We start from the raw sequence: 22013 nt of genomic DNA, 5'->3' as shown, positions 1-22013 counted from the left end.
TATGTGGTCGGATGAGTTCTAATTTAGCCGTCGCGGGGCAAAAGGGAAAAGGGGAGTGCGGCGAATGTGATGAGGGTCATATTCCCGCCTCCCCGGAAGGCAAATCAGGCGCGAGCCTCCTTCAGTAGCTTCTGAATAACCTGCTCCTGCTGCTCGTAGTTCCCCTCGCCGAAAGAGACATTGCGCAGCTGCCCGCGAACGTCGAAGTAGTAATGCGCTGGCCAGTACTGGTTACCGAAGGCATTCCAGATCTGGTAGTTATTGTCGGTGACGACCGGGTACGGCAGCTGCCACTTGCCTACCGCCTTTTTCACCGAATCCAGATCTTTCTCCCACGGGTACTCCGGCGTATGCACGCCAATCACCACCAGGCCCTGATCTTTATACTTGTTGGCCCATTCCCGGACGTGCGGCAGCGCGTGCTGGCAGTTAATGCAATCGAAGGTCCAAAAATCGACAAGCACGACTTTGCCTTTCAGCGCCTCTGGCGTCAGCGGCGGGCTATTAATCCATGCGGTTCCCCCGGAAAGCGACGGCATCGCGCTGGTGGGGGCGGGGTCCACAATAGGCTGCAGCTTAGGCGCTGGCGCGGTGGAAGGAGAGAAAGCCAGCAGGCGTTGCTCCAGCTTCGCGCCGAAACCGTTGGCATTTTGCAGCACCGCCGTGGTGCCGGAGGCGATAAATGCCACCGTGGCCAGCATTGCCACACCCGCCGCGCGACGCAACTGTGCCATCAGCGCCATTTTCTCACGCAGGCGAGCCAGCAGCCGGTGACCGCAGAGCCACAGCAGCGCCAGCATCAGCGCGCAGCCGCTGCCGTAGGCCGCCAGCAGCAGGCCGGTGGTGACAGCCGAAGAGCCGGACAACCCGAGGCCGAGAATGGCCCCCAAAATCGGCCCCGCACAGGGCGACCAAAGCAGCCCCACCGCCAGCCCTGCCAGAAAAGCCGACAGCGTGCCGCGTGCACGGTAGCTTTGGTTGTTGATGGCATTCCCCATTTGCACCGCCGGGCGCATCAGCCGTTCAGCAAGTGCGGGGAAGATGAGCGTGAGCGCGGCAAGCGCCAGCATCGCCAGGGCTACCCAGCGGCCAACCAGCGTGGCGCGCACGATCCACTCTCCGGCAGCGCCGACCAGCAAAGCCACGGCGGTGAACATGGTCACCATGCCGGCAAGCAGGGCGATGATTTGGCGTTTTTTCCCGCGAAATGCAGCGAAAAGCAAAGGAATAACGGGCAGCGTACAGGGGCTTAATAAACTGAGCATACCGCCAAGAAAGGCAATCAGAACGGGCATAACACACCTCACGGTTACAGGATGATTTCGGGGTATTTAACCCGCCTGATGTGTTCGTGATGTGTGGGAAAACCGGCCTGATTGTCAGTTTGTTTGTCGGCGACTCAGCCGCATACAGAGCGATACAATCAGGCTACAGGTAGCGTGATGCTGGCCTGCAAACCGCCCTGTGGCCGGTTGATCAGCGTTAGTTTTCCGCCTAACTGGCCGACAAGCTGGGCGGCTATCGCCAGCCCAAGCCCGGTGCCGCCGGTGTCGCGGTTTCTGGAGCTTTCCACGCGGTAAAAAGGCTGCAACACGGCGTCCAGTTCCTCTTCGGGGATCCCCGGCCCGTTATCGCACACTGCCAGCGTTATCTGGCTGGCTCTCGCCGTCAGGCTGACTTCTGCGGCAGAGCCAAACTTCAGCGCGTTATCCAGCAGGTTGGTCAGAATACGGCGCAGCGCCTGGGGACGGGTCGAAAGCGGGAGTGGCACTTCCGGCGCGGCAAACGTCACTGCTTTGCCGACGTCCTGATAATCGCAGGTAATACTGTCCACAAACGCCCTCAACTCAATACGCTGAGGCGTTTCTTCCAGACTTTCCGACGACCGTGCGTAGGCGATGCCTTCGCGGACGAGGTGCGTCATGTTGTCCAGATCCTGCATCAGCTTGTCGCGCAGTTCCGGCTCGTCGCTCATCTCCAGGCGCAGCTTCATGCGGGTAATCGGCGTCTGTAAATCATGCGAAATGGACGCCAGAATTTGCGTGCGTTCTTTCAGGTGCCCCTGGATTCGCGCTTGCATCGCGTTAAACGCTTTGGCTGCGTGTTCCACTTCCAGCGGGCCGCTTTCCTGCATGTCCACGGGGCTTGAGCTGGCGGGTTCCAGCGCTTCAACGGCGCGAGTAAAACGGGTAAACGGCAGCACCACCTGGCGCACGGCAAACCACGCGCAAAGCGCCAGCAGGACAAGCTGAATGGCAATCACTACCGGCAGCCAGGTTTCAATCGGCGGCATGCGCGGTGTGAGATCGATGGTCAGCGGCGAGCCGTCGGCCAGCGTCAAATGCGCCTGAATATGGGACCGCATACCGGGAATGGCGGTGAACTCGAGCTGATAATGCTCGCCCAGCGCCTCTTTCAGGGACGCAATGGCGTCTTTCGAACGTTCATCGGCTGGCGGCTTACCCGGTGTGCCTGGTCCAAGAATGTAGTGATAATTCTCCCGGGCGAGCCGGTCCAGCCAGGCCGGTCGCTCATTGGCAGGTAGTTTGTCGAGGATGGCGACGCTAGTAGAAACGTTGTTTTGCAGGTTATCCAGCATCACGTTGCGGGCGCTGTTCATCCTCTCGAGCGTGGTGAGCGCCAGGGTCAGGCCGTTAGCCAGCAGCAGGCCGACGAGAACGATAAGAAACAGGCGGGAAAGCAGAGTTCGGGGCCAAAGCCTCATTCTCGCGCCTCGACGATCGTCACGGGAACAGAAAGCACGTAGCCTTTGCTACGCACGGTTTTGATGTAGGCCGGAGTGCGGGCATCTTCGTTCAGGCGCTGGCGAACGCGGCTGACCAGCAAATCGATCGAGCGTTCAAATAACTCTGCATCGCGGCCTTGAGTCAGGTTCAGCAGCTGATCGCGCGTCAGAACACGCTGCGGATGATCCAAAAACACGCGCAGCAGGCGATATTCCGCCCCGCTCAGGGCAACGATCGTACCCTGGGGATCAATCAGATGCCGGGCAGAAGTATCAAGCTGCCACACGCCAAAAGCGATGATCCTGCCCGCTTCGGTCACCTGCAAATTGGGGGGCAACGCGCGGAAGCGACGTAGGATCGCCTTGATCCGCGCCAGCAGTTCACGGGCGACAAAAGGTTTTACCACGTAGTCGTCCGCGCCCATTTCGAGGCCGAGGATCCTGTCGTTGTCTTCGTTTCTGGCGGTCAGCATCAAAATGGGCAGATCTTTGTGCTTATCGCTGCGCAGCTGGCGGCACAGCGTCAGCCCGTCGTCGCCGGGCATCATCACGTCCAGCACTACTAAATCGACGTGCTGCTTATCCAGAATGGAACGCATCTCCTTACCGTTGGCCGCGCCGCTGGCCCGGTAGCCGGATTTTTCCAGATAGCTGACGATTAGCTCGCGAATGTCGCGGTCGTCGTCCACCACGAGAATATGATCGATATGTTCCACCTGGGGCTCCCGGCGCTAAAAGTGAAGGCTAAAACTAGCATAGCCGCTTGTTAGTGAACGGCTATGCTTCTTTTTTACTACAGCTTACCCGCATCGACCACTGCCTTCACAAACGCTTCTGGCGCTTCTTGCGGTGGGTTGTGGCCAATGTTTCCGCTGAAGGTTCGGTGTTCATATTTGCCGGTAAATTTCGCCGCATAGGCTGCGGGGGCAGGATGTGGCGCGCCGTTGTTGTCGCCTTCAATGGTGATAGTTGGCACGGTGATGTTCGGCAGCGCGGCCAGTTTTTTCTCATCTGCCGCATAGTTCTGCTCGCCGTTTTCCAGCCCCTGGCGCCAGCGATAGTTGCTTAAGGTAATCGCGACGTGGTCCGGGTTATCCAGCGATTTGGCGCTGGTGTTAAAGGTCTCATCGCTGAACTTCCAGCCCGGTGAAGCCTGCTGCCAGATCAGTCGGGCGAAGTCATGGGTGTTCTTCTCATAGCCAGCCGCGCCGCGCGGAGTCGCAAAATAGAACTGATACCACCACTGCAGTTCTGCCTGCGGCGGAAGCGGTTTTTTCCCGGTTTCCTGGCTGCTAATCAGATAGCCGCTGACCGACACCAGTGCTTTCACACGTTCAGGGTGGAGCGCTGCCACGATATCCGCCGTGCGTGCACCCCAATCGTAGCCAGCGAAAATGGCCTGTTTGATGTGTAACGCGTCCATCAGCGCCACCGTATCCTGAGCCAGCGCCGCAGGTTCACCATTACGAGGTGTGGAAGGGGAAAGGAAGCGGGTGCTGCCAAAGCCGCGCAGGTTAGGCACGATAACCCGGTAACCCTGCTTTGCCAGCTCAGGCGCTACCGTATCAAAGCTGTTGATATCGTAGGGCCAGCCGTGCAGCAGAATTACCGGCTGCCCGTCTTTCGGGCCAAGATCGACATAGCCGACGTTCAGCACGCCCGCGTTAATCTGTTTTATCTGATTAGCATCGAAACCCGCCGCTTCTGCCTGGCAGGCGAAAACCACTGAGAGGGAAAGAGGGGCAATCAGCGCAGACAGGGTCAGTTTGTTGAACATGATGTTTTCTCCAAATCTATTAGAAAATGTTCGGCTATCACATCACGGGATTGTAGGCGGCGTGTTTTCCAAACCGCTTTTTTTGCATGGCGGCGTATCTGGCGGGGGCGTAGATACAGTGTGATACAAAGTGGCTTGTTTTACCCTCACCCTAACCCTCTCCCTGGAAGGGAGAGGGGATAAAAGATATTCCGTGTTGCTTGTTTTCTCCCTGGCTTTTAGGGATAGGGGATAACAAACCACTCAGTTCTGAATTCCCCCTCTCCCCTTTGGGGAGAGGGTCGGGGTGAGGGGAAAATTACCCTACAGCCCTCGGCGCGAGCCCCGGCGCCTGCCACATCGACGTCGTCAGGCCGCTGTCCACCAGCGTTAACTGATCGGCATACACTTTTTGCCACTTGCGCTTCATCTCGTCGTAAAGCTCGCGGTGCGCCGGGTTCGGCGTGAACTCCCGCTGCCACTGCACCAGACGCTCGCCGGTATTGGCCAGCGAATCGAAAAGCCCGGCACCTACGCCTGCGGCAATGGCGCAGCCCAGCGCCGTTGCCTCTTTGACCACCGGCACACGCACCGGCAGGCCGGTGACATCGCTCAGGATCTGGCTCCACAGTGCGCCTTTTGAACCTCCTCCGGCGAAGACGAGCGAGTCGAACTTCACGCCAGAAAAGCCGGAAATCTGCTCCAGATTACAGGCTGAGACAATCGCCGCGTTCTCCTCTAAGGCGCGGAATAGCGTCGCTTTGTTGCATTTCTCAGGGTCAATGGAGAGGTTAATGAACGACGGCGCGGCGTGATACCACTGTTTGAAATGCATGGCATCAGAGAAAATGGGCATCACCCCGTGGGAGCCCGCAGGTACACGGCCCGCCATCTCTTCCATCAGCGCATAGGTATCCACGCCGAGGCGCTCGGCCAGCAGCTTTTCTTCCGCGCAGAAGGCGTCCCGGAACCAGCGCATCGTCAGGCCGGTGAAGAAGCTAATGGACTCCGCCTGCACCATGTTGTGGATGACGTGCGGGTTAATGCGGATGTTCATGTCGGGGTCGGTTTTGATTGCCGGCAGGTTTACCACCTGCTGCCAGAATGTGCCGCCCAGCACCGCCGTCTGCCCGGGCCTGACGATGCCCAGTCCCAGGCAACCAAGCTGGACGTCACCGCCGCCCATCACGACCGGTGTGCCTTTCCGCAGTCCGCTTTCTTCGGCCGCCTGCGGGGTTATGCCGCCCAGCACGGTGCCGGTTTCTTTGACCGGGGAAAGTATGTCGGCGCGCAGCCCGGCCATATCCAGCAGAGCTGGCCGCCAGTCGCGGGTTGCCAGATCCAGCATGCCGGTCGTACCGGCGTTAGAAGGATCAACCGCCAGCTCGCCGGAAAGTTTGGCCGCCAGCCAGTCGCTGATCATGGTGATGGTGGCGGCTTTGCGGTAGATGTCCGGCCGATGGTGCGCCAGCCAAAGCAGGCGCGGCATGGCGCTCAGCGCCAGTGTCTGGCCTGAAACCTGGTACACCTCGGACTCAAACTGGAAGTCGTGGATCTCTTTCAGCTCGCTGACTTCGCGGCTGGCGCGGGCATCCACGTTTGCGCAGGCCCAGATTGGCTCGCCGTGGCGATCGTAAAGCACAATCCCTTCCCGCATAGAGCAACAGGCAACGGCGCTAATTGCCGAAGAGGAGAGGTTGGCCTTGTGCAGGGCTTCGCGGATGCAGCGGCAGGCGAGCTGCCAGTTAACGGCGAGATCGAACTCCATCGATCCCGGCACGTCGGTCACGCTTAAGTGCTTCCATTCGGCCTGGCCAACGGCTATTTGCTGGCCAGAAGTATCGAAGATCACGGCGCGGATACTGCCCGTTCCGGCGTCCAGTGCAAGTAGATAACTCATCGCCTCTCCTCATTGTGAGCGCGGTCGGAGACGCGTTAAAACTAACTCGCCAGGTTCAGCACCGCCCGCGCGGTTTCTTCTTCCGTCACTAGGCCGTTAATGTGGCGGCCCAACAGTGCGGCGTAAATCGCCTCTGCTTTATCCTCCCCACCCGCAACGCCAACGATGGTGGGTAATTGCGCCAGATCGTTAAGGCGAACCCCAAGCAGCTCTCGGTGGATCTCCAGGCCTTCGACCATTTCGCCATTGGCCTGCAGGAAGTAGCCGAGAATATCGCCGACGGCACCTTTGCGTGAGTACATCAGCTGTTCGCCTTCACTGATGTAGCCGGAACGCATGATGGTGGCGTCGCGCTTCTGGTTGATAGCGCCAATTCCCACCACCGCAACATCTGCCGCCATCGCCGCAAGGATCACGTCCCGAACGCTGGATTCCATCCTTAAAATCTCGGCAACCTGCGGGGAAGACACGCGCAGCGGCGCCGGGATCATGCTGACGTTACAGGCCGCATCTAACTGCCCGATGCCCGTCATATACGGCCCTACGCCGCCTGAGAGCGTGACCAGGCCAATCTGTTGAGAACTGATAAAGCCGCTCAGGTGCTGCAGGCAGCTCATGGTGGTTTCACCGAATCCAACCGCTAACAGCTGCCCTGGCGTTAACAGCCCCATCAGCGACTGCGCGGCACCTATGCCGAGGCGCGTGCTCATCGGCGGTGCGCTGTGGGCTGGCAGAACGCGCGCTAACTTCAGGCTAAAGCGCGACTGCAGCGCCGTTTCCAGCGCCAGGCAGCCTTCATAGCGGGAGTTTATCTGGACGCGAATCACCCCAGACTGGCGCCCTTTCTCCAGCAACCGTGAGACTTTGAGCCTCGGTAGCCCTAGCCGCTCACCGATATCATTCTGAGTCAGGCCGTCGTGGTAATAGGACCAGGCCACTCGCGCCAGCAGCTCTTCTTCCGCCATCGGCAGCCCGGAGAACTGACTTTCTTCTGTCGAACGTTTCTCGCTCATAGATGAACTCTTATTAAAATTTAGATCAGATGTTCGCGGTTACTCGTAAATAAAATGTGAAGCGCCCGGCAAAAAAGATCATTTATTACTCCCGAATGATTTAGCCGATCTATTTAAAATTTTGTGATCGCCGCCCGGTTGTAATCATATATCCCCGTCTACGCTTTTGAACATTATTAATTCAATTTCTCTTTTGTTCAAATGTGGAGTCCAGATGCTAAACGCCACGCCGCTGCTGCAGGTTCATCAGATCCGGAAACAGTACTCCGGCGTTAGCGTATTGAAAGGCATCGACTTTACGCTGCTGCCCGGCCAGGTACATGCCCTGATGGGAGGTAACGGCGCGGGCAAATCGACGCTGATGAAAATTATCGCCGGGGTTGAAACGCCCGACGGCGGTGAGCTTGAGCTGCACGGCAGGCGTTATGACAGGCTGAAACCCGCTCAGGCCCATGAGCTGGGGATATACCTGGTGCCGCAGGAACCCATGCTGTTTCCAAACTTAACCGTGCAGGAAAACATTTTGTTCCGCCTCCCGCGCACGGGCAGCTTACTGGCTAAGCTGGCGGAAAAGATGCAGCAACTGGACTGCACCATCTCCCTCTCTGCCGCTGCGAATACGCTGGAAGTGGCAGATCAGCAGATGGTGGAGATCCTGCGCGGCCTGATGCATGAAGCCAAAATATTGATCCTCGATGAGCCCACGGCGTCATTAACGCCGGGAGAAACGGCACGTCTATTCCGCCAAATCAGCGCCCTTCAGGCGCTGGGAGTGGGCATTATTTTCATCTCCCACAAGCTGCCGGAAATCCATCAGATCGCCAGCCATATCTCCGTGATGCGGGATGGCGCGGTTGTGCTGCAGGGAGAAACGCTGGCGTTTACCGACCACGAACTGATTACGGCAATGACGCCGGGGAGCCGCGAACACACGCTGAGCGATACCCAAAAGCTTTGGCTGTCACTGCCCGGCAACCGCCGTACTCAGCCACAGGACTTTCCGGTATTGCGCGTGGATGGGCTAACCGGAGAAGGCTTTATCGACCTGAACTTTGAGATATATGCCGGAGAAATCGTCGGCCTGGCGGGGCTGGTTGGCTCCGGGCGAACCGAGCTGGCAGAAACGTTGTACGGCCTGCGCCCACCGAGAGGGGGGAGAGTTTTTCTCGAAAACGCTGACATCACCGAAAACAGCACGAAATCCCGGCTCGATCGTGGGCTGGTTTATTTACCGGAGGATCGGCAGGTTTCCGGGTTATTTCTTGACGCACCTATTCGCTGGAACACGGTGGCGTTAAATGCACCCGGCCTTTGGCTTCAGCCTAAGCGTGAGGCAGCCGTGGTGGAGCGTTACCACCGGGCGTTGGGGATCAAACTGCACGACGTCGATCAGGCCGTGCGCACGCTGTCCGGGGGAAATCAGCAAAAGGTGCTGCTGGCCCGATGCCTGGAGGCTAATCCTCTGTTGTTGATCGTGGATGAACCGACGCGGGGTGTGGATGTGGCGGCGAGAGCGGATATTTACCAACTGATCAAAAGCGTGGCGCAGCAAAATGTGGCGGTGCTGATGATCTCCAGCGATCTGGACGAGTTCGCGCCGCTGGTGGATCGCGTGCTGGTGATGCACCAGGGGGAAATCGGCGGCGAAATTCGCAGCCCGGCGATTAGCGTGGATCGCATGATGAATATGGCATTTGGCGAGGGGAAACCATGAGAAAGCTGCTGAAAAACCGCGAACTAAGCGCGCTGCTGGCGATTCTGGCGCTGTTTGTGGGGCTGGTAGCGCTAAACCACGACTCTTTTAGCCTGCAAACCGTCAGCATGATCTTCACCAGTGCGCAGATCCTGATCCTGCTGGCGATGGGAGCCACGCTGGTGATGCTGACGAGAAACATTGACGTTTCCGTGGGATCTACCGTGGGGCTTTGTGCGATTGCCGTGGGTGTGGCGTTGAATGCCGGTTACAGCCTGCCGCTGGCTATCCTTTTTGCGCTGGCGATGGGTGCGGCGGCAGGCTTCTTTAATGGCGTGCTGGTGGTCTGGTTACGTATTCCGGCGATTGTTGCCACGCTCGGCACACTGGGGCTTTATCGTGGGGGCATGCTGCTGTGGACGGGCGGGAAATGGATTGAAGGGCTACCGGCGACGCTCAAATCTTTGTCCGAACCGCTTGTTCTCGGCGTTTCTTTCTTTGGCCTACTGGTGATTGCTTTGCTGGCGTTTGGCTCGTGGGGGCTGGCGAAAACCGCATTCGGGCGTGATTTCTATGCCGTGGGCGACAATCTCGCCGCCGCCCGGCAACTAGGCGTATCGGTGAACCGTACCCGGCTGCTGGCCTTTACCTTCAATGGGCTTCTGGCTGCGCTGGCCGGGGTACTTTTTGCCTCCCAGATAGGCTTTGTGCCCAACCAGACCGGCAGCGGCCTTGAAATGAAGGCCATTGCTGCCTGCGTTTTAGGGGGAATTTCGCTGCTCGGCGGTACAGGCACGCTGGTAGGCGCCTGTTTGGGGGCTTTCTTTCTGACCCAAATCGACACCGTGCTGGTGCTGTTTAAGCTCCCGGCCTGGTGGAATGATTTTATCGCCGGGCTCGTACTGCTGGGAGTACTGGTGCTTGATGGTCGCCTGCGGCAGGCGCTGATGCGCCACCAGCGCGCGCAAAAATATGCGCGATTTGTTCCCCCTCAGCACGGGAGCAAAAATGTGGCTCCCTTTCCTCCGCGTAAAAAGAAAGAGGTCGCTTAAATGAAGCTGCGTCTTAACTGGGAAAGCGTTTTACTCCTGTTGCTGGTGGCGGAAATTCTGCTGTTTGGCGCTCTGAACCCGCGCATGTTGGACATCAACATGCTGCTGTTCAGCACCAGCGATTTTATCTGCATTGGCATCGTCGCCTTGCCGCTAACGCTGGCTATCGTCAGTGGCGGAATTGATATCTCTCTCGGGTCAACCATCGGGCTTTGCGCTATCGCGCTTGGCGTGATGCTGCAGGCGGGGCTGCCCGTGCCGGTAGCCGTGGTGCTCACGCTTGCGCTGGGGCTGCTGTGTGGTGCCCTGAACGCGGCGCTGATCCACTACACCGGTATTAGCCCGCTTGTTATCACGCTGGGCACCCTTTACCTCTACGGCGGCGGGGCGCTGCTGCTTTCCGGTATGGCAGGCGCAACAGGCTATGAAGGCATTGGCGGTTTCCCGGATGCTTTTACTAACTTCGCCAACCAAACGCTGTTCGGACTGCCGGTGCCGCTGGTGTTATTCGCGGTGATTACTTTGCTGTTCTGGCTGCTTGCACACCGCACTCGCTTTGGCCGTCACGTGTTCTTAATCGGCCAGAACCCACGCGCGGCGCGCTATGCGGCTATGCCGGTCAACGGCATGCTGTACGGCGTTTATGGGCTGGTTGGGTTGGCCTCGGCCATCGCGGCGGTGGTGCTGGTTTCCTATTTTGGCTCTGCCCGTTCCGATCTCGGACGGGATTTGCTTATGCCGGCCCTGACGGCGGCGGTTTTAGGCGGCGCGAATATTTACGGCGGGTCAGGATCGATGTTGGGTACCGCCCTGGCCGCGCTGCTGGTGGGATATTTGCAGCAGGGATTACAGATGGTTGGTATCCCCAATCAGGTATCGAGCGCGTTGTCCGGTGCGTTGTTGATTGTGGTGGTGATTGGCCGTTCGCTGAGTTTACACCGTGAAATGATCCGGGCGACCTGGCGTCGCCTGCGCGGGCAGAAAAAACTAACGGGGGTTTAAGTATGAAGCATGCAACAACACGCATCCTGCAGCTAAGCGCGCTGGCGCTGGTGCTCAGCGCCGCTGCGGCTCAGGCAGCAGACCGTATTGCTTTTATTCCAAAACTGGTTGGCGTGGGCTTCTTTACCAGCGGTGGTAACGGCGCCCAGCAGGCCGGAAAGGATCTCGGCGTGCCGGTGACCTACGACGGCCCGACCGAGCCCAGCGTGGCGGGGCAGGTGCAGCTGATCAACAACTTCGTTAACCAGGGCTATAACGCCATTATCGTCTCTGCCGTTTCGCCGGATGGACTTTGCCCGGCGCTGAAGCGCGCGATGCAGCGAGGCGTGAAAGTGCTGACCTGGGATTCAGATACCAAGCCGGATTGCCGCAGCATTTATATCAACCAGGGCACGCCTCAACAACTCGGCGGCATGCTGGTTGAAATGGCGGAAAAACAGGTCACGAAGCCGGCGGCGAAGGTGGCCTTTTTCTATTCAAGCCCGACGGTGACCGACCAGAACCAGTGGGTGAAAGAGGCGAAAGCGAAGATTGAAAAAGAACATCCGCAGTGGCAAATCGTGACCACGCAGTTTGGCTATAACGATGCCACCAAGTCCCTGCAAACCGCCGAAGGAATTTTAAAAGCTTACCCGGATCTGGACGCGATTATCGCGCCGGATGCCAACGCGCTGCCCGCCGCGGCCCAGGCGGCAGAAAACCTGAAACGGAGTGATGTCGCCATTGTTGGGTTTAGCACGCCAAACGTCATGCGTCCGTACGTTGAGCGTGGCACGGTAAAAGCGTTTGGCCTGTGGGACGTGGTACAGCAGGGCGAGATTGCGGTCAACGTTGCCAATGCGCTGCTGAAGAAAGGCGATCTTAACGTTGGGGACAGTGTGGAAGTGGCGAAAATCGGCCCGCTAAAAGTTGAGCCAAACAGCGTGCAGGGCTACCAGTATGAAGCGAAAGGCAACGGGATTGTGCTGCTGCCGTCGCGCGTGGTGTTCACAAAAGACAATATCGGCAATTACGATTTCTGAGGGAGGAAACCATGGCAGATCTGGATGATATTAAAGACGGGAAAGACTTCGGTATTGGCCAGCCGCAGGAGAACCGGGCGTTTTACCTGAAGGGTAGCGGGGCGCTGGACTGGGGCATGCAGTCGCGGCTGGCGAGGATCTTTAACCCCAACACCGGGCGCACCGTGATGCTGGCCTTCGATCACGGCTATTTTCAGGGGCCGACCACCGGGCTGGAGCGTATTGACCTCTCCATTGCGCCGCTGTTCCCTGAAACCGACGTGCTGATGTGTACCCGCGGTATCTTGCGCAGCGTGGTCCCGCCTGCGACCAACAAACCTGTTGTGCTGCGCGCCTCCGGCGGCAATTCGATCCTCAGCGAACTCTCGCGCGAAAGCGTCGCCGTGACGATGGAGGATGCTTTGCGCCTCAACGCCTGCGCGGTGGCCGCGCAGATATATATCGGTAGCGAGTATGAGCACCAGTCGATCAACAACATCATCAAGCTGGTGGATGAGGGGACGCGCTACGGTATTCCTACGCTTGCCGTCACCGGCGTAGGCAAAGAAATGGCCCGTGACGCGCGCTATTTCTCGCTGGCAAGCCGCATTGCCGCCGAGCTTGGGGCGCAGTTTGTAAAAACCTACTTCGTTGAGGAAGGTTTTGAGAAAGTTGCCGCCAGCTGCCCGGTGCCGATTGTTATTGCCGGAGGTAAAAAGCTGCCCGAGCAGGAGGCGCTGGAGATGTGCTTTAAAGCGATAGACCAGGGCGCATCCGGCGTAGATATGGGGCGCAATATCTTCCAGTCTGAAGCGCCACTGGCGATGCTGCAGGCGGTCAAGAAGGTGGTGCACGAGAAAGCATCTGCCCGCGAAGCCTATCAGTTCTGGCTTGAGGCGAAGCATCAGGGAGGTAAGGCATGAACGTCACGCTGGTGGAGATCAACATCAAGCCAGAGCGCGTCGACGAGTTTCTGGACGTGTTTCGGTCGAATCACGAAGGTGCCATCAAAGAGCCCGGTAACTTACGCTTTGACGTGCTGCAGGACCCGGAGGTTTCAACGCGATTTTATATCTACGAGGCTTATCAGGATGAGGCTGCGGTGCTGGCGCACAAGAAGACCCCGCACTATCTCGCCTGCGTTGAGAAGCTGGATGAGATGATGTCTGAGCCGCGTAAGAAGCAGAGTTTTATTGGGCTGCTGCCGTAGGGTATGCCCCTCACCCTGACCCTCTCCCCACGGGGGCGAGGGGATAAAAAAGCGATCAGCAAACACGGATAGCTCCCTCTCCCTTCCAGGGAGAGGGTTGGCGTGAGGGTCAATCAGCTTTCCTGCGCCTCTGCCGTCTCATCCTGTGTCACTCTTAGCCTGTAAAGCGCGCGCTTCGCGCACTCAAGCACATGCTCGCACTGCTCAATAGTCAGCGTCAGCGGCGGCTCTACCCGAATGGTTTTTGAGTTATTCAGCGTGCCGGCCACCAGCACCTGCTGGCGGAACATCTGGCTGGCAAAGTCGTAGCCGATGTCGTTGTCGCGGAACTCAATCGCCATTAACAGCCCCTGGCCGCGCGCCTCAACAACCAGATCCGGGAACTCACGGGCCAGCGCCCGGAAGCCATCCAGCAACAGTTGGCCTTTTTGCGCCGCCTGAGCAGGCAGATTTTCTTCCAGCAGATAGTGAATCGTCGCCAGCGCCGCAGCGCAGGCCAGCGGGTTGCCGCCAAACGTGGTGGTGTGCAGGAACGGGTTATCGAACAGGACGGAAAACACCTCTTCCGTCGCAACCGTGGCGCCAATCGGCATCACGCCGCCACCCAGCGCTTTCGCAAGGCAGAGAATATCCGGCTGCACGTTTTCGTGCTCGCAGGCAAACATTTTGCCGGTGCGGCCCATCCCGGTTTGTACTTCATCCAGAATCAGCAGCACGCCGTACTCGTCGCAAAGCTGGCGTACCGCAGGCAGGTAGCCCGGCGGCGGCAGGATCACGCCGCCTTCGCCCTGAATTGGCTCCAGGATCAGTGCGGCCACATCATCGCCGGTTTTACGGCATTCGCTGAACTGCGTGCGTAATGCCTCGATATTGCCAAATGGTACATGGCGGAAGCCCGGCAGCAGCGGCATAAACGGTTTGCGGAAAGTGGATTTCGCCGTGGCGGAAAGCGCACCCAGCGATTTACCGTGAAACGCGCCGCTGGTGGCAATAAAGGTAAATTTGCCTCGCGGTGACTGGTACGCTTTGGCCAGTTTTATCGCGGCTTCCACGGATTCGGTACCGCTGTTGCTAAAGAAGCTGTATTTGAGTTTGCCCGGAGTCAGTGTGGCAAGCGTTTTGGCAAGCATCGCCCTCAGAGGGTCGAGCAGTTCCTGGCTGTGCAGGGGCTGCTTTTCAAGCTGATGCTGGACGGCGGAAACAACGACTGGATTACGGTGCCCCACGTTAAAGATGCCGAACCCACCCAGACAGTCGATATACTCTTTGCCCTGGGTGTCGACAAGCGTATTCAGACTGCTCGCTTGCCACTCTACGGCTCCGTAATCCCCGCCGGCGGTAACGGACTTGCGGTATTCAAGAAAACCCGGATTAACATGCTGCTGGAAGCTATCAATCACCTCCCGGTTTAGCGCCTTCATCTCCTCATGGCTAAGTGACTTCTTTTCGATAATGTTCAGTGCGTGCGCCGTACAGGCAAGGGCCGAGGCGCTGGAAGGTAACCTGTTCAAAATGTGCTCCTGGGTGTGGCGTATCACGCGATACACAAAATAAGTATTGCAGGGATTGCGCCAGGTAGCGCGCCGTAAGTGAAATCGGGATAAACGCCCGCAGGAGTGTGTTTGTGCAATAATTAATCACAATAGATTACATTTTGCGTGTTTTAATGCTGAAGGCCGAGTGAGCGATCATGACCTTGAGAGAAGAGATTTGCACCATTTTGGGGCGGCATGTTTCCGTATGGCGCAAAAAGGAAAATAAAGACGAGGCTTATTATTGTTTAGCATTTCTTAATGGTTAATAGATGCTTATTTATTCTGAAATACCGTATGACAATAAATGTCCTTATTCGTAAAGTTTTTAATATGGATTCATCGTTTAGGCTTTGTTTAAGTTATGATTCGGCGTGAAAATTAACCCGCGATATTCGTTATCATCAGGTGGTGGATATTAATTTGACCCGTTAAACACAAGGTGTGCACAGCGTGACTATCAATATAAAGGACATCGATAGCTCTTTATCAGAGCTGAATATTGCCATCCGCGATCATTATAATTGGGCAAATAAATGCCTGCGCCTCAGCCTGCTGGGCGGTGAACCCGATAAAGAAATCAACGATCGGCATTCCCATCATCATTGCCGTTTCAGCCGCTGGCTGGGCCAGCGTTTACAAGGTGTGAGCCTGGACCGGGAGCTGATTCTGCTGATTGATAAGCACCATACCGCTATGCACGACGCCGCTCGGGCATTAATGTTATCTATTATCGCCAGACAGGTTAGCGAAGAATTACTGAATCATTACAATGAAGCGCAGCAAAAGTTTATTTCCAGTATCGACCAATATAAAGAGTACCTTTTTTCCTACCGTAATTTGTATGACGCTTTAACCGGCCTGCCGTTACGCCATTTAATGTATCAGGAATTTCCGCTGATACGCTCTCGCTGCGAACGTGCGGAGCGCAGCCTTTATTTACTGATTATGGATATCGATCGTTTTAAAACGATCAATGACACCTGGGGGCACAACGCGGGGGACGATGTCCTGCGCAGCGTCGCGTCCATTCTTAAAGGGGCTACGCGCAATGAGGAGCGCATTTATCGCTTTGGCGGCGAGGAGTTTATTATGCTGCTGGAAGCAACCAGCCGTGAGCAAGCCGGGCAGGCCGGGCAGCGCATTTGCCAGCACTTAGCCAGCCACCCCGTCAGCGTGGACGACCAGGCAATCCGCGTGACGGTAACCGGGGGACTAACGCTTGTCAGCGCGGATGATTCCCTGCACAGCGCGATTGGTCGCGCAGACAAAGCCATGTATTACGGCAAAAACACCGGCCGCAATCGTTGCATTCTGGCTTTGTCTGACGAAGAAATGGTCACGCTGGCATAACGCGTTACGCGTGCGCCATCCTGTGTTCGCCATTCACCAGCGCAGCGCGATCGAAGCTGCGCTCAATCACCCCGTTGGCCATAAACGCCGCGCGGTCGGACATATGCGCAATCACGTCGGCATCGTGGCTGACCAGCAGATAGGTCATGCCGTGCTGCTGCTTCAGGCGGTTGAGCAGGTTGAGGATCTCAGCCTGGACCGACATATCCAGCGCGGAAGTCGGTTCGTCGAGCAGCAGGATTTTCGGGCGTAACAGCAGCGCACGAGCAATAGCCACGCGCTGGCGCTGGCCGCCGGAAAGCTGGTGCGGATAGCGTTTTGCGGCGTCTGCAGGCAGTCCAACCTGCTCTAATGCTTCCGCTACGCGGGCTTCAATCTCGCTTTCACCGTGGATTTTCAACGGCTCGGCCAGCGTGCGCCAAATCGTGTGATTGGGGTGCAGCGAGGCATACGGATCCTGAAACACCATCTGCACTTCGCGGCGCAGCGCGCCCTGGAAGCGCTTCCCTGCCGCAATGCGGTTGTCCAGCAGCTCTACGTCACCTTTCCAGTCACGCTGTAGCCCGGCCAGCACGCGCAGAATGGTAGATTTCCCGCAGCCGGAAGCGCCAATCAGGCTAAACGTTTCGCCCTGTTCAAGGGCGAAACTGGCCCCGGCGACGGCGGTTTTGATCCCGCCTTTGGCGGCAAACTGTACGCTCAGATTATCAACCTTAACGATCGCCATAGGTTTCTCCTGGCTGAAATTCACTGCGGTTCAGCGTCGGCAGCATCTGCCCGTAGGTATCGGCATTTGGACGGCATGTCCAGAGAGTGCGCGTGTAAGGATGCGTGGCCTGCGGCAGCTCGCTTGCCGCCATTTCGTCGACTTTTTGGCCCTGGTACATCACCAGCACGCGGTGGCAGTGTTCGGCTACCAGCGGCAGATCGTGGCTGATCAACAGCAGCGCCATTTGCCGCTTTTCGCACTGGGCTACCAGCAGTTCAAGGATTTGGTTGCGCAGGCGGGCGTCGAGCGCCGACGTGGGTTCGTCGGCGATCAGCACTTTGGGATTATTGGCGAGCGCAATGGCGATCATCACTCGCTGACCCATACCGCCGGACAGCTCGCCAGGGTAACGCTGCAGCACAGCGCCCGGTAAACCAACGGATTGCACCAGTTCATGGCAGCGATCGCGGCGTTCGGCTGAGGAGAGCTTCTGGTGCAATCGTAGTGCTTCGTCAATTTGCTGCTGTACGCTTTTGACCGGGTTCAGCGCATAGCGCGGGTCCTGCAACACCATGGCGATATCGCTGCCGCGCAGCTGGTTCCAGCTTCGGGCATTCATGTCGAGCAGGTCGTGCCCCATCACGCTGAGCTGCTCTGCGCTCACTTTGCCTGGTTTACGCACCAGCCCCATCAGCGCGCGAGCCGTCATGGATTTTCCTGAGCCGGATTCGCCGACCAGCGCCAGGCGTTCATTGCCCAGCGTGAAGGAGAGGTTGCTGACTACGCGGCTGCCTGGGTAGTCGATATTCAGCCCGGACACGGTAATTCTGTTAGTCATGTTGCGGCTCCAGCACGTCGCGCAGGCCATCGCCCAGCAGGTTAAAGGCCAGGCTGCTCAGCAGAATGGCGGTGCCCGGAATGGCGGCAATCCACCATTGGTCGAAAATGACCTGCATTCCGTCGGCAATCATCGCACCCCATTCGGACATCGGCGGGCGGGCGCCTAAGCCGAGGAAACCCAGACCGGCGGCGGCAAGAATAATCCCGGCCAGATCCAACGCCAGGCGCACGATGGCGGAAGGCAGGCACAGCGGCAGAATATGGCCGACCAGCAGCCGCAAGCCTTTGATGCCCATCATTTCTGCGGCGGCGAGATAATCGCTGTGGCGCAGGCGCTGTATTTCACTTCTTGCCTGGCGAGCGTAGGCGGGCCACGTGGTCAGTGCCAGCGCCAGCGCGCCGTTAACCAGCCCTGGGCCGAGCATTGCCACAAAGGCAAAGGCCAGGATCAGGCGTGGCATCGACATCACCACGTCGGTAAAGCGCATCAGAATACGCTCCAGCCAGCCGCCGTAATAGCCGGACAGAATGCCAATCAGCAGCCCAACCGGCAGGGTAATGATGGTCACCAGCAGCACAAGGCCCAGCGCCGGGCGAGTGCCGTAGAGCAGGCGAGAAAGCAGGTCGCGACCATAGCTGTCGGTGCCCAGCAGATGTTGGGCGTTGGGCGCCTGCAGGCGCGCGGCGGCATCCTGCCAGTTAGGATCGAATGGAGCCAGCAACGGCGCAAACAGCGCGATAAGCACCAGCCCGGCAATGATAATCAGCCCGCTAAGGGCCGCCGGGGAGCGCAGCATGCGTCGCAGAAAAAGAGAAGACGGCATCAGCGGATCCTCGGGTCGGTGGCACGCACCAGTATGTCGGTCAGGTTATTGATCAGTACAAACGACACGCCAATCAACAGCGTACCGCCCATGATTGCGGTGGTATCCCCGGCAAACAGCGCGGTAGTGAGATAGCGGCCAATGCCCGGCCAGGAGAAGACGGTTTCTGTCAGCACGGCACCTTCGAGCATACTGGTGTAGGCCAGGGCGATCACGGTGAACAGCGTGCCGCGAATATTGGGCAACACATGGCGCAGCAGAATCGCCATGTCGCCTGCGCCTTTCGCGCGGGCAAGCGTGATGTACTCTTTGTTCATTTCGCTCAGGCAGGCCGTGCGGGTCAGGCGGGTGATGCTGGCGAGAGAATAATAGGCCAGCAGCAATACCGGCAGAATCAGGTGGTTAATGGCGTTGAGAAACGCGCCTTTATCGCCGGAAAGCCAGGTATCGATCAGCACGAAGCCGGTTTTAGCCTCGACGCTGTACTGGTAAATATCGTCGAGCCGCCCAGGCCCGGCGCTCCACTGCAGGCGAGCATAAAAAAGCGCCAGCATCAGCAAACCTAGCCAGAAAATAGGCACGGAGTTGCCCAGCAGAGTGAAAGTGCGCACCACGAGATCCAGCGGCGAACCGGCGAACCGGGCGCAAAGCACACCAAAAAGTACGCCAAGTACGCTGCCGACGATGAGCGCGAGGGTGGCTAGTTCCAGGGTGGCGGGGAAAGCTGAAAGCAAATCATGCAGCACCGGCTGGCCGGTTGAGCTGGCTATGCCCAAATCGCCGTGGGCGAGATTGACCAGATAATGCCAGAACTGCACCGGCAGCGACTGATCCAGCCCGAGCTGATGGCGAACCTGATCGTAAGTTGACTGGCTGGCGTGGTCGCCGACGATTTGCAGCACTCTGTCCACCGGAGAAAGCGCAGACAAAGCAAAGGTAATCAGCAGCAGGCCAATCAGGGTCAGGGCAAGGGTAAATATTCCCTGAAGCAGGGTGAGCAGCGGACGCCGCAGACGCTGCGACGAAGGCGAGACTTCGGACATGGGTAACTCTTTTATGCGCTAATGGTGATTAACCCCCCGACCGGCCTCTTTCACGACGGAAAGGGCGGGGCGAGGGGCCGTTCAGTTATTTCGTGACGTTATCGTAATACACCATATCCGCATTCAGGCCCTGCTGGTAGCCTTTGATGTTATCGCGCACCACAACCTGAGTTTTACCCTGGTCAATAAACACATACGGGGAGCTACGCTGCAGCTCTTCCTGCAGTTTGGTATAGAGATCTTTGCGTTTAGCCGGGTCAGCTTCTGCGACGGCAGCCAGCGTTTGTTTATTCAGTTCCGGGATCTGCCAACCGTTCAGCCCGGCCACGGTGCTGGCTTTGCCGTCGTTATAGGAGAACGCGCTGGCGTTGGAGTGGGCGTCGAAGTAATCCGGGATCCACAGGCGAATGGCGGCCTGGTGCTGTTTCGCGCGCACGCGGGCATACACCTGGCTACCGGCAGCTGGCAGCAGATCCACCTTCACGCCGCCCTGGGCAAAGCTTGCCTGCATGGACTGAGCGATGGTGATAAACGGCGGTTTGTTTTCCACATCCAGCGAGAAATGCGCGTCTTTGATGCCCGCTTTCGCCAGAATTTCTTTCGCTTTCGCCGGGTCGAATTTGAACGGGGTGTTTTCCAGCGCACCCGCGAAGCCGACCGGCAGGAAGCTCTGGTGAACGAAGTACTGGCCTTTCAGCAGATCCTTGGTAATGCCCTGGTAATCCACCAGGTAGCGAGCCGCTTCCCACAGCGCCGGGTTTTTCAGCAGCGGGTTGGCGTTGTTGCCGACGTTAAACACCAGATAGTTCTGCTCGGCGGAAGGGATGCTCAGCACCTTCACGCCCGGTTTACCTTCCAGGGCGCTGGTCTGGTCAGACCCTAAATCGCGGGCGATATCGGCGTCACCCTGCTGAATCAGCAGGCGGCGAGCGGCTGGATCGGGCACGTTTTTAATAATAATGTTTTTCACTTTTGGCGCGTCGCCCGGAGAAGTCGGGTTGGCATCCAGCACGATAGCCTGGTGCGGCTGATAAACGCGCATTTTGAACGGGCCGCTGCCGGCAGAGTGCATTTTCAGCCATTCGTTGCCGAAGTCACCGGCTTTCACGTTTGGCTCAACCGCTTTTTCATCCACGATAGATGCGATAGGCGTGGAAAGAATATTCAGTGCAACCGCCGGGCTGACGTCCGCGGTCCAGTGCACTTCCAGCGTGTGGTCATCCACTTTCTTCAACTGGCTGGCGATGTTGTCCGGCTGCCAGCCCAGCACGTTCAGGATAAAGGCCGGGGATTTGTTCAGTGTGACCGCGCGGGTGTAGGAGAAGATCACATCTTCCGGGCGCAGCGGGTTACCGGAGGCAAATTTAGCATCCGGGCGCAGCTTGATGGTCAGCTTCTTATTGGCCGCATCACCCTGCCAGCTTGCCGCCAGAATCGGCACGACTTTGGCCGGGTCCGTGCGGTCTGCCTGCACCAGGCGCTGATAAAGGCTTGGTACTGTCTGAATACTTGAGAGTTCGTTGGCTTCAGCCGGGTCAAGGCTGACGATGTCATCCAGCCCTTGAGCAACCACCAGGGTATCCGGCGGCGTGGCAGCGTGGGAAGCGGCAGACAGCGCCGCCAGCAGCAGTAATGGCAGAACTTTTTTTTGCATGTGTGTACCCTGTAATTGTGTTTTTTATCGACTTTTCTCTGTGTATTTACGTTAGGTGAGTTATCTCAATTCACAAAGTCAAAATTGCGCTTTGCATATAAATATACGATATATCCAATGCGATAAAGTGATGAAAACTTGGGGGCGGGGTTTGCTTTCAGGACGGCAGAGGTCCTCTGTGAAGCTTTGGCTTAAGTTCCGTTCACCCGTATCTCTGTTTTCCCTACATGTCCAGAGACAGTGAACGTGTCAGGGGGCATTACGCCATGCCCCCTGACAACCCCCGGCGCCCGGCGAGCTCATCGCCGCTGAAGCGGTAAACTCACCGGCTATCACCCAAACATTCGGGGTCGTTCGCGATTCGTTCCCGACGATCGCTCTCTTTCGCTGTTCCCGACAGCTCAACCCCGCCTGAGTTGGGTCATAACCGGGGGCGATGAGAGCCGGGGACAAGGGCGTGGCTGTTAGACCTGAAGCGAATGGACGTTCCGTATGGCTGCGGATTTAAGCCGGAACCGTGCCTCGCTTTATGTTCAGCACTGACTGTAACCGCAGCGTCGCTTCTGGTTTTTACCCTCACCCTAACCCTAAAAGGGAGAGCAGCTGTGTTTAAAGTCAAGGGTGGCGCTATGTCGTCACCCATTCTTTATTATCCCGAAGCATTGCATTCAGGATGGTCACCAGC

At 57.8% G+C, this 22013-nt stretch carries 19 protein-coding genes; 7 read left to right on the top strand and 12 right to left on the bottom strand.

Annotated features, from left to right (window positions below):
- Nucleotides 1–104: 104 nt before the first annotated feature.
- The 6 genes from B9Y90_RS12770 to lsrR form a co-directional block, all read right to left on the bottom strand.
- Nucleotides 105–1295 (bottom strand): cytochrome c biogenesis protein DipZ, encoded by a 1191-nt coding sequence (locus tag B9Y90_RS12770; protein WP_085541439.1) that lies wholly within the window; start codon nt 1293–1295, stop codon nt 105–107.
- A gap of 128 nt (nt 1296–1423) precedes the next feature.
- Nucleotides 1424–2725 (bottom strand): sensor histidine kinase, encoded by a 1302-nt coding sequence (locus B9Y90_RS12765; RefSeq protein WP_085541438.1) that lies wholly within the window; start codon nt 2723–2725, stop codon nt 1424–1426.
- On the bottom strand, nt 2722–3462 hold the full coding sequence (locus tag B9Y90_RS12760) for a response regulator (RefSeq protein ID WP_085541437.1): 741 nt from the start codon (nt 3460–3462) through the stop codon (nt 2722–2724). The genes B9Y90_RS12765 and B9Y90_RS12760 overlap by 4 nt, the downstream gene beginning before the upstream one ends.
- A gap of 77 nt (nt 3463–3539) precedes the next feature.
- Complete coding sequence (locus tag B9Y90_RS12755) at nt 3540–4523, bottom strand: alpha/beta fold hydrolase (RefSeq protein ID WP_085541436.1); 984 nt, start codon at nt 4521–4523, stop codon at nt 3540–3542.
- A 298-nt stretch (nt 4524–4821) separates the two neighbouring features.
- The gene (lsrK, locus tag B9Y90_RS12750; RefSeq protein WP_085541435.1) at nt 4822–6402 is read right to left on the bottom strand and encodes an autoinducer-2 kinase; all 1581 of its coding nucleotides are present in this window, start codon (nt 6400–6402) and stop codon (nt 4822–4824) included.
- A 41-nt stretch (nt 6403–6443) separates the two neighbouring features.
- Entirely contained in the window at nt 6444–7415 is a 972-nt protein-coding gene (gene lsrR, locus B9Y90_RS12745; RefSeq protein ID WP_085541434.1) for a transcriptional regulator LsrR, read from the bottom strand.
- A gap of 214 nt (nt 7416–7629) precedes the next feature.
- Here lsrR and lsrA point away from each other — a divergent pair, with 214 nt between their 5' ends.
- Genes lsrA through lsrG form a run of 6 tightly spaced genes read left to right on the top strand, consistent with a single transcriptional unit; the run spans nt 7630 to nt 13373 of the window.
- A complete protein-coding gene (gene lsrA, locus B9Y90_RS12740; RefSeq protein WP_085541433.1) occupies nt 7630–9129 on the top strand; it encodes an autoinducer 2 ABC transporter ATP-binding protein LsrA in 1500 nt (499 codons plus the stop codon).
- A complete protein-coding gene (gene lsrC / locus B9Y90_RS12735; RefSeq protein WP_085541432.1) occupies nt 9126–10160 on the top strand; it encodes an autoinducer 2 ABC transporter permease LsrC in 1035 nt (344 codons plus the stop codon). Before lsrA ends, lsrC begins: the two co-directional genes overlap by 4 nt.
- The gene (gene lsrD / locus B9Y90_RS12730) at nt 10161–11162 is read left to right on the top strand and encodes an autoinducer 2 ABC transporter permease LsrD (RefSeq protein WP_039289860.1); all 1002 of its coding nucleotides are present in this window, start codon (nt 10161–10163) and stop codon (nt 11160–11162) included.
- A 2-nt stretch (nt 11163–11164) separates the two neighbouring features.
- Nucleotides 11165–12184, top strand: coding sequence for an autoinducer 2 ABC transporter substrate-binding protein LsrB (lsrB, locus tag B9Y90_RS12725; RefSeq protein WP_039289864.1), 1020 nt, complete (start codon nt 11165–11167; stop codon nt 12182–12184).
- Nucleotides 12185–12195: 11 nt separating this feature from the next.
- Nucleotides 12196–13086 carry a 3-hydroxy-5-phosphonooxypentane-2,4-dione thiolase gene (gene lsrF, locus B9Y90_RS12720; RefSeq protein ID WP_085541431.1) on the top strand — a complete coding sequence of 297 codons (891 nt, stop codon included), beginning with the start codon at nt 12196–12198 and terminating at the stop codon, nt 13084–13086.
- On the top strand, nt 13083–13373 hold the full coding sequence (gene lsrG, locus B9Y90_RS12715) for a (4S)-4-hydroxy-5-phosphonooxypentane-2,3-dione isomerase (RefSeq protein WP_085541430.1): 291 nt from the start codon (nt 13083–13085) through the stop codon (nt 13371–13373). The genes lsrF and lsrG overlap by 4 nt, the downstream gene beginning before the upstream one ends.
- 113 nt (nt 13374–13486) lie before the next feature.
- On the opposite strand, the gene ygjG is transcribed toward lsrG, so the two are convergent.
- The gene (ygjG, locus tag B9Y90_RS12710; RefSeq protein ID WP_172744008.1) at nt 13487–14884 is read right to left on the bottom strand and encodes a putrescine aminotransferase; all 1398 of its coding nucleotides are present in this window, start codon (nt 14882–14884) and stop codon (nt 13487–13489) included.
- 474 nt (nt 14885–15358) lie between these two features.
- Here ygjG and B9Y90_RS12705 point away from each other — a divergent pair, with 474 nt between their 5' ends.
- Nucleotides 15359–16258, top strand: coding sequence for a diguanylate cyclase (locus B9Y90_RS12705; protein ID WP_085541507.1), 900 nt, complete (start codon nt 15359–15361; stop codon nt 16256–16258).
- A gap of 4 nt (nt 16259–16262) precedes the next feature.
- On the opposite strand, the gene B9Y90_RS12700 is transcribed toward B9Y90_RS12705, so the two are convergent.
- From B9Y90_RS12700 to B9Y90_RS12680, 5 genes are all read right to left on the bottom strand, one after another.
- Nucleotides 16263–16985 carry an ABC transporter ATP-binding protein gene (locus tag B9Y90_RS12700; RefSeq protein ID WP_085541429.1) on the bottom strand — a complete coding sequence of 241 codons (723 nt, stop codon included), beginning with the start codon at nt 16983–16985 and terminating at the stop codon, nt 16263–16265.
- Nucleotides 16972–17805: an ABC transporter ATP-binding protein gene (locus tag B9Y90_RS12695; protein ID WP_085541428.1), complete on the bottom strand. Its 834-nt coding sequence runs from the start codon at nt 17803–17805 to the stop codon at nt 16972–16974. The genes B9Y90_RS12700 and B9Y90_RS12695 overlap by 14 nt, the downstream gene beginning before the upstream one ends.
- On the bottom strand, nt 17798–18631 hold the full coding sequence (locus B9Y90_RS12690) for an ABC transporter permease (RefSeq protein WP_085541427.1): 834 nt from the start codon (nt 18629–18631) through the stop codon (nt 17798–17800). The genes B9Y90_RS12695 and B9Y90_RS12690 overlap by 8 nt, the downstream gene beginning before the upstream one ends.
- Nucleotides 18631–19674 (bottom strand): ABC transporter permease, encoded by a 1044-nt coding sequence (locus tag B9Y90_RS12685; protein ID WP_039289883.1) that lies wholly within the window; start codon nt 19672–19674, stop codon nt 18631–18633. The genes B9Y90_RS12690 and B9Y90_RS12685 overlap by 1 nt, the downstream gene beginning before the upstream one ends.
- An 85-nt stretch (nt 19675–19759) precedes the next feature.
- Entirely contained in the window at nt 19760–21328 is a 1569-nt protein-coding gene (locus tag B9Y90_RS12680; protein ID WP_085541426.1) for an ABC transporter substrate-binding protein, read from the bottom strand.
- Nucleotides 21329–22013 lie beyond the last annotated feature (685 nt).

This window comes from Cedecea sp. NFIX57 (assembly GCF_900177785.1).
Classification (GTDB): Bacteria; Pseudomonadota; Gammaproteobacteria; order Enterobacterales; family Enterobacteriaceae; genus Cedecea; species Cedecea neteri_C.
The sequence above is the reverse complement of the archived record's forward strand: the minus strand, read 5'-3'. Positions and strand labels throughout refer to the sequence as shown.

What these genes read in the sequence shown, in the direction of transcription:
- B9Y90_RS12770 (WP_085541439.1), bottom strand. Translation starts at nt 1,295, where the DNA reads ATGCCCGTTCTGATTGCCTTTCTTGGCGGTATGCTCAGTTTATTAAGC.
- B9Y90_RS12765 (WP_085541438.1), bottom strand. Translation starts at nt 2,725, where the DNA reads ATGAGGCTTTGGCCCCGAACTCTGCTTTCCCGCCTGTTTCTTATCGTT.
- B9Y90_RS12755 (WP_085541436.1), bottom strand. Translation starts at nt 4,523, where the DNA reads ATGTTCAACAAACTGACCCTGTCTGCGCTGATTGCCCCTCTTTCCCTC.
- lsrK (WP_085541435.1), bottom strand. Translation starts at nt 6,402, where the DNA reads ATGAGTTATCTACTTGCACTGGACGCCGGAACGGGCAGTATCCGCGCC.
- lsrR (WP_085541434.1), bottom strand. Translation starts at nt 7,415, where the DNA reads ATGAGCGAGAAACGTTCGACAGAAGAAAGTCAGTTCTCCGGGCTGCCG.
- lsrA (WP_085541433.1), top strand. Translation starts at nt 7,630, where the DNA reads ATGCTAAACGCCACGCCGCTGCTGCAGGTTCATCAGATCCGGAAACAG.
- lsrC (WP_085541432.1), top strand. Translation starts at nt 9,126, where the DNA reads ATGAGAAAGCTGCTGAAAAACCGCGAACTAAGCGCGCTGCTGGCGATT.
- lsrD (WP_039289860.1), top strand. Translation starts at nt 10,161, where the DNA reads ATGAAGCTGCGTCTTAACTGGGAAAGCGTTTTACTCCTGTTGCTGGTG.
- lsrB (WP_039289864.1), top strand. Translation starts at nt 11,165, where the DNA reads ATGAAGCATGCAACAACACGCATCCTGCAGCTAAGCGCGCTGGCGCTG.
- lsrF (WP_085541431.1), top strand. Translation starts at nt 12,196, where the DNA reads ATGGCAGATCTGGATGATATTAAAGACGGGAAAGACTTCGGTATTGGC.
- lsrG (WP_085541430.1), top strand. Translation starts at nt 13,083, where the DNA reads ATGAACGTCACGCTGGTGGAGATCAACATCAAGCCAGAGCGCGTCGAC.
- B9Y90_RS12700 (WP_085541429.1), bottom strand. Translation starts at nt 16,985, where the DNA reads ATGGCGATCGTTAAGGTTGATAATCTGAGCGTACAGTTTGCCGCCAAA.
- B9Y90_RS12695 (WP_085541428.1), bottom strand. Translation starts at nt 17,805, where the DNA reads ATGACTAACAGAATTACCGTGTCCGGGCTGAATATCGACTACCCAGGC.
- B9Y90_RS12690 (WP_085541427.1), bottom strand. Translation starts at nt 18,631, where the DNA reads ATGCCGTCTTCTCTTTTTCTGCGACGCATGCTGCGCTCCCCGGCGGCC.
- B9Y90_RS12685 (WP_039289883.1), bottom strand. Translation starts at nt 19,674, where the DNA reads ATGTCCGAAGTCTCGCCTTCGTCGCAGCGTCTGCGGCGTCCGCTGCTC.
- B9Y90_RS12680 (WP_085541426.1), bottom strand. Translation starts at nt 21,328, where the DNA reads ATGCAAAAAAAAGTTCTGCCATTACTGCTGCTGGCGGCGCTGTCTGCC.